The organism is Blastococcus xanthinilyticus (assembly GCF_008124835.1).
GTDB lineage: Bacteria > Actinomycetota > Actinomycetes > Mycobacteriales > Geodermatophilaceae > Blastococcus > Blastococcus xanthinilyticus.
On the sequence record NZ_VNHW01000010.1, the window covers coordinates 163,441 to 178,818 of the forward strand.

13 protein-coding genes are annotated in these 15,378 nt (G+C 75.6%); 9 read left to right on the forward strand and 4 right to left on the reverse strand.

The features are described from left to right. Positions 1 to 138: 138 nt before the first annotated feature. Positions 139 to 639 (forward strand): hypothetical protein, encoded by a 501-nt coding sequence (locus tag BD833_RS15995; protein WP_243737711.1) that lies wholly within the window; start codon positions 139 to 141, stop codon positions 637 to 639. Positions 640 to 673: 34 nt separating this feature from the next. Beyond that, positions 674 to 1,924 (forward strand): geranylgeranyl reductase family protein, encoded by a 1,251-nt coding sequence (locus tag BD833_RS16000; protein WP_166534130.1) that lies wholly within the window; start codon positions 674 to 676, stop codon positions 1,922 to 1,924. A gap of 198 nt (positions 1,925 to 2,122) precedes the next feature. On the opposite strand, the gene trhA is transcribed toward BD833_RS16000, so the two are convergent. After that, on the reverse strand, positions 2,123 to 2,935 hold the full coding sequence (gene trhA, locus BD833_RS16005) for a PAQR family membrane homeostasis protein TrhA (RefSeq protein ID WP_166534131.1): 813 nt from the start codon (positions 2,933 to 2,935) through the stop codon (positions 2,123 to 2,125). Between the two features lie 127 nt (positions 2,936 to 3,062). Here trhA and BD833_RS16010 point away from each other — a divergent pair, with 127 nt between their 5' ends. The 7 genes from BD833_RS16010 (at position 3,063) to BD833_RS16040 (ending at position 10,067) form a co-directional block, all read left to right on the forward strand. After that, entirely contained in the window at positions 3,063 to 3,842 is a 780-nt protein-coding gene (locus tag BD833_RS16010; RefSeq protein ID WP_166534132.1) for an isoprenyl transferase, read from the forward strand. Between the two features lie 22 nt (positions 3,843 to 3,864). Next, positions 3,865 to 5,082, forward strand: coding sequence for a DUF885 domain-containing protein (locus BD833_RS16015; protein ID WP_166534133.1), 1,218 nt, complete (start codon positions 3,865 to 3,867; stop codon positions 5,080 to 5,082). 3 nt (positions 5,083 to 5,085) lie between these two features. After that, positions 5,086 to 5,520 (forward strand): hypothetical protein, encoded by a 435-nt coding sequence (locus BD833_RS16020; protein WP_166534003.1) that lies wholly within the window; start codon positions 5,086 to 5,088, stop codon positions 5,518 to 5,520. A gap of 63 nt (positions 5,521 to 5,583) precedes the next feature. Then, positions 5,584 to 6,573, forward strand: a complete 990-nt coding sequence (locus BD833_RS16025; protein WP_166534134.1) for an ATP-binding cassette domain-containing protein — start codon at positions 5,584 to 5,586, stop codon at positions 6,571 to 6,573. Then, the gene (locus BD833_RS16030; RefSeq protein WP_166534135.1) at positions 6,573 to 7,331 is read left to right on the forward strand and encodes an ABC transporter permease; all 759 of its coding nucleotides are present in this window, start codon (positions 6,573 to 6,575) and stop codon (positions 7,329 to 7,331) included. Before BD833_RS16025 ends, BD833_RS16030 begins: the two co-directional genes overlap by 1 nt. Before the next feature lie 266 nt (positions 7,332 to 7,597). Next, complete coding sequence (locus BD833_RS16035) at positions 7,598 to 8,893, forward strand: RNA 5'-3' helicase PhoH2 (RefSeq protein ID WP_166534136.1); 1,296 nt, start codon at positions 7,598 to 7,600, stop codon at positions 8,891 to 8,893. A gap of 169 nt (positions 8,894 to 9,062) precedes the next feature. Further along, positions 9,063 to 10,067, forward strand: a complete 1,005-nt coding sequence (locus BD833_RS16040; RefSeq protein WP_166534137.1) for a type IV toxin-antitoxin system AbiEi family antitoxin domain-containing protein — start codon at positions 9,063 to 9,065, stop codon at positions 10,065 to 10,067. Positions 10,068 to 10,073: 6 nt separating this feature from the next. On the opposite strand, the gene BD833_RS16045 is transcribed toward BD833_RS16040, so the two are convergent. The 3 genes from BD833_RS16045 to flhA are packed head-to-tail and all read right to left on the reverse strand — an operon-like array spanning position 10,074 to position 15,374. Next, positions 10,074 to 10,295, reverse strand: coding sequence for a hypothetical protein (locus tag BD833_RS16045; RefSeq protein ID WP_166534138.1), 222 nt, complete (start codon positions 10,293 to 10,295; stop codon positions 10,074 to 10,076). Continuing rightward, positions 10,292 to 13,348, reverse strand: coding sequence for a hypothetical protein (locus BD833_RS16050; protein WP_166534139.1), 3,057 nt, complete (start codon positions 13,346 to 13,348; stop codon positions 10,292 to 10,294). Before BD833_RS16050 ends, BD833_RS16045 begins: the two co-directional genes overlap by 4 nt. After that, positions 13,329 to 15,374: a flagellar biosynthesis protein FlhA gene (flhA, locus tag BD833_RS16055; RefSeq protein WP_166534140.1), complete on the reverse strand. Its 2,046-nt coding sequence runs from the start codon at positions 15,372 to 15,374 to the stop codon at positions 13,329 to 13,331. The genes BD833_RS16050 and flhA overlap by 20 nt, the downstream gene beginning before the upstream one ends. Positions 15,375 to 15,378 lie beyond the last annotated feature (4 nt).

Consider the following 15,378-nt stretch of genomic DNA (forward strand, 5'->3'; position numbering starts at 1 on the left):
CCGTTCTCGGATCCGTCGTTCGACCCGATCCGCGCCGCGTTCTTCCCCGGCGGCCGTGGTCGCGGCCCGGGTGGGCCCCGGGGCCACGGCGGCCGCGAGGGCCGGGGAGGGCGTGGCCGCGGTGCGGAGTCGCCGCCGGTGGACCGCGCCGAGGTGGCCGGCTGGTTCGCCGGCAGGCTGCCCGACGACTGGTTCACCGGCCCGGTCGAGCTGGTGCTCGACCGCGACGAGATCACCGTCATCGGCGTGCTGGCCGAGCCCGCGGCCGGCGAGGGCGACCCCGCCGCGGCGCGCGCCGGCCGGATCGCCCGCTTCCGCGAGGAGACCCGCGCCGAGCGGATGGCCATCGCCGAGGCCGCCCAGCAGCGGTACGGCCGGTCGATCGCGTGGGGCGTCGCCTGCGGGGAGGACCGCGAGGTGTTCACCAACGCCTCGGTGCCGGTGATGACCCGGCTGCGCCAGCCGGAGCGGCTGGTCCTGGACACCCTGGTCGATGCCGGCGTCGCCCGGTCCCGATCCGAGGCGCTGGTCTGGGCGGTCCGCCTGGTGGGGGAGCACACGGAGGACTGGCTGGCCGAGCTGCGGGCGGCCATGGCCTCGGTCGAGGAGGTCCGCGGCCGGGGCCCGACGGTGGGCTGACGGCGCCGTCGGCCCGTTCGGGGACACTGGGCGCGTGCCCGCCAGCCCCGCGCCGTCCGCGACCGACGTCCTCGTGGTCGGGGCCGGGCCCGCCGGCTCCGCCGCGGCCGCCTGGGCGGCGCGGTCCGGCCGCGACGTGGTGCTGGCCGACGCCGCGGTCTTCCCGCGCGACAAGACCTGCGGCGACGGGCTCACCCCGCGGGCGGTCGGGGAACTCGATCACCTGGGGCTGGGGGAGTGGGCGCGCTCGCGGGCCCGCAACCGGGGCCTGCGGGCCGCCGGCTTCGGCCGCGAGTGGCAGCTGCCCTGGCCCGGCGGCGCCTTCCCCGACCACGGCAGCGCCGTGCCGCGCACCGAGCTGGACGCCCGCATCCGGGCGGTCGCCGTCGAGGCGGGCGCGCAGGCCGTGGACGGCGCGCGGGCGGTCGACGTGTGCCGCGACGGCGACCGGATCACCGGGGTGGTGTTCGAGCACGCCGACGACAGCCGGTCGACCGTCGCCTGCCGGCGGCTGGTCGTGGCCGACGGCGTCCGCTCGCCCCTGGGCCGGGTCCTGGGCCGGGAGTGGCACCGCGACACCGCCTACGGCGTCGCCGCCCGCGGGTACGTCCGGTCCGGCCGGGCCGACGACGAGTGGATCTCCTCCCACCTGGAGCTGCGCGGCGCCGAGGGCGAGCTGCTCTCGGGGTACGGCTGGGTCTTCCCGCTGGGGGCCGCGGCCGGTGAGGTCAACATCGGCGTGGGCACCCTGGCCACGGCCCGGCGACCGGCGGGGGTCGCGCTCAAGTCGCTGTTGGAGACCTACGCGGACTCCCGGCGCGAGGAGTGGCGGCTCGACGGCGACGTCCGGCTGCCGGCCTCGGCGCTGCTCCCGATGGGCGGCGCGGTGTCCGGGGTGGCCGGCCGCAACTGGGCGCTGATCGGGGACGCCGCCGGCTGCGTCAACCCGCTCAACGGCGAGGGCATCGACTACGGCCTGGAGACCGGCCGCTCGCTGGCCGGCCTGCTGGACGACGACGACTGGACGACGGCGTGGCCGGCCACGCTGCGTGACCACTACGGCGAGGCGTTCTCCATCGCGCGGCGGCTGGCCGGCCTGCTCACCGTGCCGCGCTTCCTGCCCGCGGCCGGGCCGGTGGGCATGCGCTCGCGGGCGCTGATGACCGTCGCGCTGCGGGTCATGGGCAACCTGGTCACCGACGAGGACCGGGACCTCACCGCCCGGCTCTGGCGCCTGGCCGGCAGGCTCTCCGTGAAGCTCGACGACCGCGCCCCGTTCTCCTGACCACCGGCGCGGCGCAGCCGCGGTCCGCGGGAGCGAGGGCCCGGAGGGTCCTCCGAGCGCGGACGGGATGCGAGCCGAGGAGGGATCGTGCGGCGCAGCCGCACTCGCGCCGAGTGTGGCCCGAAGGGTCCCGCGCAGGCGCGAACCAACGGCTCGATGCAAGCCGGGACGGCAGCTGGCCGCGGTCGTCTGACGGAGTCAGACAAAAGGAGAGCTGTACACCGCGAAGTAGACCGCGATGTAGTGGCAGATCGCGGCGACGACGGTCATCGCGTGGAAGACCTCGTGGTAGCCGAACGTGCCCGGCCAGGGGTTCGGCTTCTTGATGCCGTAGGCGATCCCGCCGACGGTGTAGAGCACCCCGCCGACGGCGAGCAGCACCAGCGAGGCGACCCCGGCGATGTGCAGGATGTCGGTCAGGATGAAGACCGCGACCCAGCCGAGGCCGATGTAGAGCGGGACGCCCACCCACCGCGGCGCCGTCGGCCAGGTCATCTTGAGGCTCACCCCGGCCAGGGCGCCGGCCCACACGATGCCCAGGATCCAGAAGCCGGTCGGCTGGTCGACGGCGAGCAGGGCGAACGGCGTGTAGGTGCCCGCGATGAACAGGAAGATCATCGAGTGGTCCAGCCGCTTCATGATCTTCCAGCCGCGCGGTGACCAGCGGCGGCGGTGGTAGAGCGCACTGATGCCGAACAGACCGCAGATGGTCAGGCAGTAGACCGTCACCGACCAGCCGGCCCGGGCCCCCTGCACCGAGGCCAGCGGGATGAGCACCGCGCCGGCGACGATCGCGCCGAAGAAGGAGAACAGGTGGATCCACCCCCGCGCGCGGGGGCGGGTGTCGGGGTGGTCCCAGTCGTCGTCGTCGAAGTCCTCGGCGACCCAGGTCCGCTCGACCTGCTCGCCCTCGGCGGCCACCGTGGCGACCGCCTGCCGGGCCGGGGCCTCGAACTCGGCCCCGTCGGCCTCCACCCGGACCTGGTCGTGCTCGTGGGGGAAGACGCTCATGTGCCGAGGTTACGGAGGTCGCCGGTGCCGGGCACCAGAACGGACCTGTGACCTTCCTGCCGATCTCCCGCCGGACCGGCCGGGCGGCTCCCGGCCGACCGGCTGCCGGGGGCCTAGGGTGACCGCCGTGGGGGTGCGTCGGCGGGTTCGGGACGCGCTGATCCAGGTCTACGAGCGGCGGCTGGCGCGCGCACTGGTCGACGCGGACGTGCCCCGGCACGTCGGCGTGATCATGGACGGCAACCGGCGGTGGGCCCGGGCCATCGGCCTGGAGGACGTCGCCCACGGCCACCGCCGTGGCGCGGACAAGATCGCCGACCTGCTCGGCTGGTGCGACGACGCCGGCGTGCAGGTGGTCACCCTCTTCATGCTCTCGACGGACAACCTGCGCCGGCCCGAGAGCGAGCTCAGCGCCCTCCTGCGGATCATCGAGGACGTCGCCGTCGACCTGTCCCGGCCCGGCCGGCGCTGGAAGGTGCGGCAGATGGGCGCGCCCGAGCTGCTGCCGCCGGAGACCGTGGCCGTGCTCAAGCAGGCCGAGGAGGACACCTGCGACCGGGACGGCGCGACGGTGAACCTGGCCGTCGGATACGGCGGCCGGCGCGAGATCGCCGACGCCGTCCGCTCGCTGCTGACCGAGCACGCGTCGCGCGGCACCTCGCTGAGCGAGCTGGTGGAGGTCCTCGACGTCGAGCACATCGCCGAGCACCTCTACACCCGCGGCCAGCCCGACCCCGACCTGGTGATCCGCACCAGCGGTGAGCAGCGCATGTCCGGGTTCCTGCTGTGGCAGACCGCCAACGCGGAGTTCCACTTCACCGACGTGTACTGGCCGGACTTCCGCCGGATCGACTTCCTGCGCGCCCTGCGCGACTACTCGGCCCGGCACCGCCGCTTCGGCGGATAGGCGCGGCTGCGAAACTGCCTGCATGACCGCCGGAGCTCTCGACCTCGCCCTGGAGTACGTGCGGCTGGGCCTGCGCTTCGACCGCCTGGAGTCCGGCTTCGTCGACGCGTACACCGGCGACCCCCGGATCCGGGCGCAGGTCGAGGACGAGCCGGCGCCCACGCCGCGGCAGCTGCGCGACCGCGCGCGGGAGCTGCTGCGCGAGCTGGACGCCGCCGGCCTGCCCGGGGACCGCGCCGACTTCCTGCGGGGGCAGCTCACCGGGCTGGAGTGCAGCGCCCGGAAGATGAGCGGCGAGCCGGTCGGGTTCGTCGAGGAGGTGCGCAGCTACTTCCAGGTCGACGTCGCCCTCGGCGACGAGGCCACCTACGCCGCGGCGCACGCCGACCTCGAGGGGCTGCTGCCCGGCGAGGGCTCCCTGGCGGAGCGGTACGCCCTGCACCGCCGCCGCGAGGAGTGCCCGCCGGACCGGCTGGAGAGTGCGGTGCAGGCGCTGTCCAGCGCGCTGCGCGACCGGGTCCGCGGGCAGTACGGCCTCCCGGAGGCGGAGACGGTGCGGTACGAGGTCGTCACCGACAAGCCGTGGTCGGGCTTCAACTACTACGAGGGCGGCTACCGGTCCCGCGTCGCCATCAACGCCGACCTGCCGCACCGGCTCTCCCAGCTGCCGCACCTGGTGGCGCACGAGTCCTACCCCGGCCACCACACCGAGCACTGCCGCAAGGAGCGCGGGCTGGTGGAGCGGTCCGGGCACCTGGAGCACACGGTCTTCCTGGTCAACACCCCCGAGTGCCTCATGGCCGAGGGGCTGGCCGACCTCGGCGTCCCCGCCGCCATCGGCGCGGGGTGGGGGACCTGGTCGGAGGAGATCCTCGGTGACCTCGGGCTGCGGTTCGACGGCGGGCTGGCCGAGCGGATCGCGGCCGCGGCCGCTCCGCTGAACCGGGTGCGGCAGGACGCCGCGGTGCTGCTGCACGACCGCGGAGCCGACGCCGACGAGGTCAGCGGCTACCTGCAGCGCTGGGCGCTGGTCAGCCCGGACCGCGCGCGCCAGCAGATCCGGTTCCTGACCGACCCGCTGTGGCGGGCCTACATCTCCACCTACGTGGAGGGCTTCGACCTGCTGTCGCGGTGGCTGGACGCCCGGCCGGCGGAGCAGCCGGTCGCCGACCGCTTCCTCCGGCTGCTCGACGAGCCGCTCACCCCGCAGCGGATCGCCACCGAGATCCAGGCCCCCTGACCCGTGCGCCCCCGATCCCCGGCGCGCGCCCGCTTCCTGGGCCTGTGGACGGCGGGCTGGCTCGCCGTCCTGCTGGTGCTCGGGATGGTGCGCTTCGGCGACCCGGCGCTGCAGTGGCCGGTGCTGGTGGTGCCGGCGATCTGGGCGCTGGTCGCGCTGCGGCCGCGGCGGGCGACGCGTACGGGCGGACGGCGGCCGCCCGCCCCGGACGGGGACGCGTGGCCCGGGCACCCCGGCGACGACGACCGCGGCGCGCGGGGAGAGCCCGGCGCCGGTGGCGGCGGGGCGTGGACGGACGGGGCGTGGACCGACGAGGCGTGGACCGACGAGGGGTGGACCGACGAGCACCCGCGGGTGATCCCGCCGGCGGAGCGCACCGACACCGTCGAGCGCCCGGCCCTGCGCCGGCGCTCCGACGGGGAGAGCAACCGCCGGTGAACGGCCTGCGCCGTCGGTGAAATCGCTACCGGCCTGTCGGTGCCCCGGGAGATGCTGTCGCGCGTGATCCACGCCCGCGGGCTCGCCCGCACCTTCCGCAAGCGCAAGGAGGAGGTCCACGCCGTCGTCGGCGTCGACCTCGACGTGTCGGCCGGCGAGATCGTCGGATTCCTGGGCCCCAACGGGGCCGGCAAGACCACGACCCTCCGGATGCTCACCACGCTGCTCGAGCCGACGGCCGGCACCGCGACGGTCGCCGGCTGCGACCTGCGCACCGACCCGGTCGGGGTCCGCCGCCGCATCGGCTACGTCTCGCAGAGCGGGTCCACCGCGCCCGAGGCGCGCGCCGGCGAGGAGGTCGTCGACCACGCCCGGCTGTACGGGATGAGCACCGCGGAGGCGACCGAGCGGGGCAAGCAGCTGTTCAGCGAGCTCGACCTGGACGGGCTGTGGGAGCGCCAGCCCAAGGCGATGTCCGGCGGCCAGCGCCGCCGGCTGGACATCGCGGTCGGGCTGATCCACGTGCCGGAGCTGGTCTTCCTCGACGAGCCGACCACCGGGCTGGACCCGCAGGCCCGCGCCAACCTCTGGGACCACATCCGCGCCCTGCGGGAGGAGCGCGGCACGACCGTCTTCCTCACCACGCACTACCTCGACGAGGCCGACGCCCTCTGCGACCGGATCCTGGTGATCGACCACGGCTCGATCGTGGCCGAGGGCACCCCCGACCAGCTCAAGTCACAGGTGGGCGGCGACGTGCTGACCGTGACGGCCGAGCGGCCGGAGGAGGCCGCGGAGGTCGCCCGGCTGGTCGGCGCGCTGCCGGGTGCCGAGCCGCCGCAGCTGGTGGAGACCCGGGTGATCGGCCGGGTGCCGCACGGCGGCCGCGCGCTGGTGGAGCTGGTGCGGGCCCTGGACGCCGCCGGACTGGCGGTCAGCGGCATCGAGAGCCGCCGGCCGAGCCTGGACGACGTCTTCCTCGGGCTCACCGGGCGCTCGCTGCGGGAGTCCGGCGGAGCGCCGGCGCCCGCCCCCGAGGAGGTGCCGGCCTGATGCCCACGCTGCTCCGGGACACCTACACGGTCTTCGCGCGTGCGATGCGGATGTCGCTGCGCAATCCGGCCTGGCTGCTGATCAGCCTCATGCAGCCGATCCTCTACATCGTGCTGTTCGGCCCGCTGCTGGAGCCGCTCGCGGCGCAGCTGGGTCCGGGCAACGCCTACCAGATCTTCGTGCCGGGCATCCTCGTGCAGCTGGGCATGTTCGGGGCGCTGTTCGTCGGCTTCGGCCTCATCGCCGAGTGGCGGGCCGGGGTCATCGAGAGCCAGCGGGTCACCCCGGCCAGCCGCACCGCGCTGCTGCTGGGCCGGGTGCTGCGCGACGTCGTCGTCCTGCTCACCCAGGGCGTGCTGCTGGTGCTGGTCGCGATCCCGCTGGGGCTGCGGGCGCCGGTGGCCGGCGTCGCGCTGACCCTGCTCGTCGTGGCGCTGCTCGGGGCCGCGCTCGCCGCCGTGTCCTACGCCCTCGCGCTCACGCTCAAGAGCGAGGACGCGTTCGCGCCGTTGCTGAACGCGGTCGTGTTCCCCATCGTGCTGCTGTCGGGGATCCTGCTGCCGATGACCCTGGCCCCGGGGTGGCTGCAGGCGGTCAGCGACGTGAACCCGTTCAAGCACATCGTCGAGGCCACCCGCGAGTTCTTCATCGGCGGCTACGGCACCGCGAACGCCTGGTGGGGGGTCGCGCTGACCGTGCTGCTGGCGGTCCTCGGGTGGCTCTTCGGCGTGCGGCGGTTCCGCCGCGAGTCGAGCTGACCCACCGCGTGGGACGGCTGGTGCGGGTGGTCCTTCCGGGTTACATCCACCCCTCGTCGTGGGGTGTACGTCACGCGGATGTCACCCCCCGGGCCTAGCGTCCGGAGTGGAGGACGAGCTGCCCTCGTCCTCCACTGGGAGGCCCGGTTGGTGCGACAGCGTTCGTCGTCCAGAGGGGCCGGTACCCGGCCCCTGTGCCGGGGCCCGGTCACCTTCGAGCCGGGGCGCGCGCTGTCCGCAGCGCGGCGCCCCACGGGAGCCGACTCGTGAATCCTCGCCGCACGTTCGTCCTCGACACCTCGGTCCTGCTCTCCGACCCCGGCGCGCTGCTGCGCTTCGGGGCCGCCGACGTGGTGCTGCCGCTCGTCGTCATCGGGGAGCTGGAGGACAAGCGCAACCACCCGGAGCTGGGCTGGTTCGCCCGCCAGACGCTGCGCATCCTCGACGACCTCCGGGTCACCCACGGCCGGCTCGACGCCCCCGTCCCGGTGGGGGAGGAGGGCGGCACGCTGCACGTCGAGCTGAACCACAGCGACCCGTCGGTGCTGCCGGCCGGCTTCCGGAACGACAGCAACGACAGCCGGATCATGATGGTGGCCCTGAACCTGCGCGCCGAGGGCCGGGACGTGTGCCTGGTGACCAAGGACGTGCCGCTGCGGGTCAAGGCGGCGGCGGTCGGCCTGGAGACCGACGAGTACCGGGTGCACGACGCCGTCGACGCCGGGTGGACCGGCATGGCCGAGGTCAGCCTGGACGACGCCGAGCTCGACGAGCTGTACGAGTCCGGCGAGGCCTTCGTCCCGGCCGCCGCGGAGTTCCCGACGCACACCGGGCTGGTGCTGCTCTCCTCGCGCGGCTCCGCGCTGGGCCGGGTGCTGCCGGACAAGAAGGTGCGGCTCGTGCGCGGCGACCGGGAGGCCTTCGGGCTGCACGGACGCTCCGCCGAGCAGCGGGTGGCGCTGGACCTGCTGCTCGACCCGGAGATCGGGATCGTGTCGCTGGGCGGCCGGGCCGGCACCGGCAAGTCGGCGCTGGCGCTGTGCGCGGGGCTGGAGTCGGTCATGGAGCGGCGGGCGCACAAGAAGGTCGTCATCTTCCGGCCGCTGTACGCCGTCGGCGGGCAGGAGCTCGGCTACCTGCCCGGCGGCGAGGGCGAGAAGATGTCGCCGTGGGCGCAGGCGGTCTACGACACGCTCGGTGCCCTGGTGTCCAAGGAGGTGCTCGAGGAGATCGCCGCCCGCGACCTCATCGAGGTGCTGCCGCTCACGCACATCCGCGGGCGGTCGCTGCACGACTCGTTCGTGATCGTCGACGAGGCGCAGTCGCTCGAGCGGGGCGTGCTGCTCACCGTGCTGTCCCGGCTGGGCTCGAACTCCCGGGTGGTGCTCACCCACGACGTCGCCCAGCGGGACAACCTCCGGGTCGGCCGGCACGACGGCATCACCGCGGTCATCGAGAAGCTCAAGGGGCACGTGCTCTTCGCGCACATCACCCTGACCCGGTCCGAGCGCTCGCCGATCGCCGCGCTGGTCACCGAGATGCTGGAGGACCTGCCGCTCTGAGGCGCTGATCCGCCCCGTTCCTGGGGTGCTCCTCCCGCCGGTGGGCTCCTGCAGAGCCCGGGCAGCGCGAGGAGCACCCGGGGAGCGGCGCCGTCCACAGGCTGCCGCGCCGTCCACGGATCGCCGCCGGGCTGGCTCACCGGCGGTCCCGCGCCGGAGCGTCGGGGGCATGACCGAGCCGCCCGCCGTCCCCCCGCTGCTGCTCCGCCGTGACGCCGTCGCCGGGGGGTGGTCCGACGACGAGCTGGCCCGCGCGGTGCGCGCCGGGGACCTCACCCGGCTGCGCCGGGGGGCCTACGTCGACGCCGTCCTGCCCGCGGAGCCCGCCGCCCACCACGCCCTGCTCGTGCAGGCGACCCTCGCCGGGCTGCGCCGGCCGGCGGTGGTGAGCCACCAGTCGGCGGCGGTGCTGCTGGGGCTGCCGCTGTGGGACGTGACGCTCGACCGGGTGCACGTGACGCGCCCGCCGGGCAGCTGCGGCGATCGCAGCGGCGTGCTCAGCTGCCACGTGGCGCGGATGCGCGAGGACGAGGTGGTCGAGGTCGGCGGCATGCGTGTCACCGGTCCGGTGCGCACCCTGCTCGACCTGGCGCGGTCGCTGCCGCACGAGGCCACCGTGGTCGCCCTGGACGCCGCGCTGCACCGGGGCCTCGTGGCGCACGAGGACCTGCGCGCCCGGCTGTTCGACATCGTGGGGTCACCCGGCGCGCGCAGCGCCGTCCGCGCCGTGGCCGCGGCGGACGGGCGCAGCGAGAGCGTCGGCGAGAGCCGCAGCCGGGTCGTCCTCCAGCGCTGGACGATCGCACCCTCCGCGGTGCAGTTCGAGGTGCGCGCCGGCGGCGGCCGGCTCGTGGCCCGCACGGACTTCGCCTGGGAGGACGTCGGCCTGGTGGGCGAGTTCGACGGGCGGGTGAAGTACGGCCGGCTGCTGCGGGACGGCCAGGAGCCCGGCGACGCCGTGTTCGCCGAGAAGCTCCGGGAGGACGCCGTCCGCGACGAGGGGTGGGACGTGGTCCGCTGGGTGTGGGCGGAGCTGGCCGCACCGCACCGGCTGGCCGCCAAGGTGCGGCGGGCCCGCGAGCGGGCCGGCCGCCGCCGGAGCGAGCGCTCATCGGGTGCAGCTCGTGCCGGTGGGGCCCTGCAGGACCCGGGCGGCGCGAGGAGAACCCCATGAGCGGGGTCAGTCGGCGGGCTCCTCCACCGGGCGGTGCCGCTCCCTGGGTGCCGGCGGAGGTGTGGCGACGGCGCGCACCAGGGCGACGGCGCCCCAGCCCGCAGCCAGGCACCACGGCAGCCGGCCGACCGCCTCCTCCGTGCTGAAGTCACCCCGGAACCACAGGGCGAACACCGGCAGGGCCAGCACGAACCCGACGAGGAGGACGTCCCAGCGCAGCGGGTTCATGCCGGCGGCGCATCCAGGCGCTCGCACAGCAGCGAGGCCCAGCGGTGGGGGCTCGCGGCCACGCCGTCGAGCAGGGCGACCGGCACGGTGAGCCGCTGCAGCACGGCGGCCGGGTCGGCGCTCAGGTCGGTGTCCTGCACGACCAGCGCGTCCACCCGGGGCAGCCCGTCGAGCCACAGCTCGAGGTCCTCGGGCTTGCGGGTGGCCTCCACGACGGCCCACACCGCGACCGGCGACCAGATGGTGAGCATCTGGGCCATCCAGTAGACGTCGCTGCGCAGCGGCGCGTCGACGGCGACGATCGTGACCGTGCCGGCGGCCGACGCCTCCTGGCGGCGGTCGATCGCGGCGTCGATGGTGGTCATGCGGCTGGCCTTGGGCGCCAGCCCGGCCAGGTCGCCGCGGGTGGCCCACTGCACCCGGTCGGGGTCCAGCCGCAGCGAGGCGGCGAGCCCACGGGCGGCGCGCAGCGTCTCCACGCCCGGGCCCACGACGAAGAGCACGTCCCCGGCGCCGCTGGGCCGCTCCGGCACCCCGGGCAGCCGGGTGGCCAGCGCGCGGGTGAGCGCCGCGTAGGTGCCCTCGGCGTCGATGCGGGCGGCGATGTCGTCGCCGAGGAGCTCCCGGGGCAGCCCGAGGTCCACGAGGCGGGCGACGACCTCCTCCGGTGAGGCCGGCGCGGGCCGGGTCCGCGGTTCGACGGCCGGTGCGAAGAGCGCCGGGGCGACGTCGGGGAGGTCGTCGTCGAACTCGGACAGCTCGGGGAAGGCGTCCCCGGCCATGAGCGGGCCCACCGGCAGCCGGGTGACCGTCGCCAGCGCCCGCGGAGCCGGGGCGGCGGGCGTGCGCTCGGCGGTCGCCGGAGCCTCGTCCTGCCGGGGAGCGTCCTCGACGGTGCGGTCGCCGCTGCCGGGCCGGTCCTCGGAGGAGGGGCCGTCCTGCGACGTGGGGGCACCGGGCGACGCCGGGCGCGGCCGGGTGCCCGAGGGGCGCGCGGCCGCCGGCGGCACGGGGGGCAGCCCGCGGCCGCGGGAGGACCCGGGAAGAGCGGGGAGCAGGGACACCCGCGGCATGACGGTGGTCGCGTCGAGGGACATGGACAGGGGCGCCGGGTCGCTCGCCGTCCGGGCCAGCAGCGGGGCCAGCTCCAGCAGCGCGGACTCCTCGGCGGTCTCCACGCCCGTCTCGGCCTTCGTCTCCACGGCGATCTCGGCGGCGGGCTCGGTGGCGGGCTCGGTGGCGGGCTCGGTGGCGGGCTCGGTGGCGGGCTCGGCGGTGTCGAAGGCCGCCGCCACGGCGGTCTCCTCGCTCGCCACGACGGCCTCCGGCTCGGTCCCCAGGTGGGCGACCGGCGCGGCCTCGGCCTCGGCATCGGCGTCGGTGTCGGCCCAGGCGACCGGGGCGTGGAGCTCGGGCTCCGGCGCCGGCTCCGCCTCGACGGCCGGCACCCAGGTGTCGACGGCGGCCGGCTCGGCGGCGAGGGTCGGGGACGCCTCGGGGACGACCGGCGCGGGCTCCTGGCGGATGGGTGCGAACAGGTCGGGGAGGGCGGCGGCGGGCGCGCCGAGCGCGGTGCCGGCCCAGGGGTCGGCGGCCGTCATCGGCTCGCCCCACAGCGGGGCCGCGCCGGGCGAGGGGGCCCGGTCGACGGCGACCGCCGGTGCGGACGGCGGGAACAGTGCGAAGCCGGACATGGCCTCCGGAGCCGGGGCCGCCGGCAGCGGGGCGGGCGCGGGCGCCGCGGCGAACAGCGGGTCGGCGGCCGGCTCCGGGAACGACAGCGGCGCCACCGTCGGCGCGGCGAACTCCACGGCCGCCGGGCTCGGCTCCACCGGAGGAGTGGTCGGCTCCACCGGCGACGCGGCGAGCTCGACCGGCGGCGGGGTGAACTCCGTCGCCGGCGGGGTGAACTCCGCCGGCAGCGCGGCGAGCTCCCCCGGCAGCGCGGCGAGGTCCACCGTCGGCATCTGGACGGGTTCCTCCAGCGCCTCGCGGGGCGAGTCCCCGGAGAGCATCTTGCGGAGGATGCCGGCCAGCGCCTCGTCGGAGTGCCCCTGGGCGAGGGCGGAGCGCAGCGCTTCGGCGATCTCCTCCTGCCGGGTGGACGGCGTCACGGCGTCGTCGGGATCGGCCCAGGTCGGCAGGTCCGGCGACTGCGGGGCCGGCAGGACCGGGGCCGTGCTCGTGGAGGACGGCGGGGCGGCCTGATCTCTCACCGGGGTCTCCTCCTGGTGCACGGCCTGCGACCGCATCGATGAATCTGCTGAACGGATGGCCGCCGCGAGGGACGGCCGGGGTGCGGGCACGTCCGGTGCGATCGGCGCCGGCGGGCCGGCGAAGAAGTCGAGGTCCGGCGCCGGCGGTTCGCCCAGCGCCTCGGTGACGGCCTGGCGCACCTCCCGGTCACCGGAGACCATGCGCGCCAGCGCGGCGGTGAACGGCGACGGCGCGGCGGGTGCGGCGTCCTCGTCCGCGGGAGCCGGCCGGGCGCCGCCGCGGACCTCCTCGGCCCGTGCCGCCGGCTCGCGGTCGGCCGCCGGGAAGGTCGCGCGCGGGAACGAGGCCCGGCCGTATTCGCGGGCGGGGGCGGCGGCGACCGGCTCGGGGAGCGACCGGGAGGCAGGCGCAGCCGGGGTCGCGCCGAGCAGGCCGGCCAGCTCGTCGAGCCGGTCGTCCTCGGCCACCGGGCGCGCCGCGGGACGAGCCGCGCCGGAACGGGGTGACGCGGCCTCGAGCCGGGCCGGCGCGGCACCGTCGGGCGCCGAGCGCGCGGCCTCGGCGGCCCAGGCGGCCGCGCCGTTGCGGGCGGGCGCCGCCGTCCGGGCCCGGGCGGGGGCGGCCGAGGCCAGCGGGGAGTCGTAGTCGGTGGCCGGCGCGGCCGGCACGGGGTCGGGCGCCACCTCGGCGACGTACCGCTCGGTGGCGAAGAAGCCGAGCACGCCGCCGGAGCGCACGCGGCGGACGCCGACCACGCGCACCTGCGGGCCGAACTGCTCGCGCGCGGCCGCGATCGCGTCGTCGCGCGAGGCCGCCTCAACGGATCGCAACGGCACCGCTCACCACTCCCAGCGTCTCGATCTGGGCCGTCCGGGACACCTCCGCGTACGAGATGACGGGCAGCCGGGGCAGGATCTGGCGCATCAGCCGCGACAGGGCCGGGCGGACCTGCGGTGAGCAGACGAGAACGGGCGACAGCCCCTGCCGCTCGGCCTCCTCGAGCATGCCGCTGCAGCCGTGCACCAGGGCGTCGACGGCGCCGGCGTCGAGGGCCAGGACGGCGCCCGCCTCGGTCTGGCGGACGGCCTCCAGCAGCCGCTGCTCGAAGCCGGGCTCGAGGGTGAAGACGTGCAGTCGCTCGTCGGGCGTGACGTAGGGCTGGCTGATCGCCGAGCCGAGCGCCGTGCGCGCCGCCTCGACGAGACCGTCGAGCTCGGGCGAGGACTTGGCACGCACAGAGAGTGCCTCGAAGATGCGGACGAGGTCGCGGATCGACACACCCTCGGCGAGCAACGCGTGCAACACGCGTTGCACCTCTCCCAGGGTGAGCAGCGCCGGGGTCAGCTCCTCGACGACGACGGGGTGGGTGCGCCGCACCATCTCGACGAGGAGGCGCACGTCCTCCCGGCCGAGCAGGTCCGCGGCGTTCTGCCGGACGACCTCGGCCAGGTGCGTGGTGATGACCGACGACCGGTCGACCACGGTGGCGCCGGCCATCTCGGCGGCGCGCTGCAGCTCCGCGGGCACCCACTTGGCGGCCAGGCCGAAGACCGGCTCGTGGGTGGGCTTGCCCGGCAGCCCGTCGAGGGCGTCGCCGATGGCGAGGACGGTGCCGGCGGGGGAGCTGCCCTTGGCCACCGGGACGCCGTTGAGCCAGATGACGTACTGCGACGCGGGCAGGTCGAGGTTGTCGCGGGTGCGCACCAGCGGGATGACCAGGCCGGTGTCCATGGCGACCTTCCGGCGCAGCGCCTTGACCCGGTCGAGGAGGTCCCCGCCGCGGGCGGGGTCCACCAGGTCGACGAGGTCGAAGGCGACCTCGAGCTCCAGCGGGTCGACGCGCATGCGCTCGGCGATCGCCTCGGGGGAGTCGGGGGCCGGCTCCAGCTCGGCGGCCGCCGCGGCGGCCTCGGCCTCCTCGTCGACCTCCGGGGCGTCGGTCATCCGGGTGGAGAGGAACAGGAAGAGCCCGCCGACGAGCAGGAAGGGCAGCTTGGGCAGGCCGGGGATCAGGCAGAGGGCGAGGGCGGCGCCGCCGGCGATGCGCACCGCCTGCTTGAACTGGCCCAGCTGGCCCAGCAGGTCGGCGCCCATGTCGCCCTCGCTGGCCGACCGGGTCACGATGATGCCGGTCGCGGTGGACATCAGCAGCGCCGGGATCATGGAGACCAGGCCGTCGCCGACGGTGAGCAGCGAGTACGTCGTGGCCGCCTCGGCCGGGGCCAGCCCGCGCTGCATCACGCCGATGGCCATGCCGCCGATGAGGTTGACCAGGGTCACGATGATGCCGGCGATGGCGTCGCCCTTGACGAACTTCGACGCACCGTCCATCGAGCCGTAGAAGTCGGCCTCGGCGGTGACCTCGTGGCGGCGCTTGCGGGCCTGCGCCTCGTTGATCAGGCCGGCGTTCAGATCGGCGTCGATGGCCATCTGCTTGCCGGGCATGGCGTCGAGGGTGAAGCGGGCGCCGACCTCGGCGACGCGGCCGGCACCGTTGGTGATGACCACGAACTGGACGACGGTCAGGATCACGAAGATCACCAGGCCGACGACCAGCGAGCCGCCGATGACGATGTGGCCGAAGGCCTCGATCACCTTGCCGGCGTAGCCGTCGGTGAGGACCAGCCGGGTCGAGGAGACGTTCAGGGCCAGGCGGAACAGCGTGGCGATGAGCAGCAGCGCCGGGAAGACGGCGAAGTCCAGCGGCTTCTTGATCTGCATCGCCACGAGCAGGACGAGCAGCGAGATCGCGAGGTTCAGCCCGATCAGCAGGTCCATCATCGCGGCCGGCAGCGGCACCACGAGCATGAGGACGATGGCGACGACGCCGATGGGGACGGCGGCCTTGCCCAGGCCCTTCACTGCC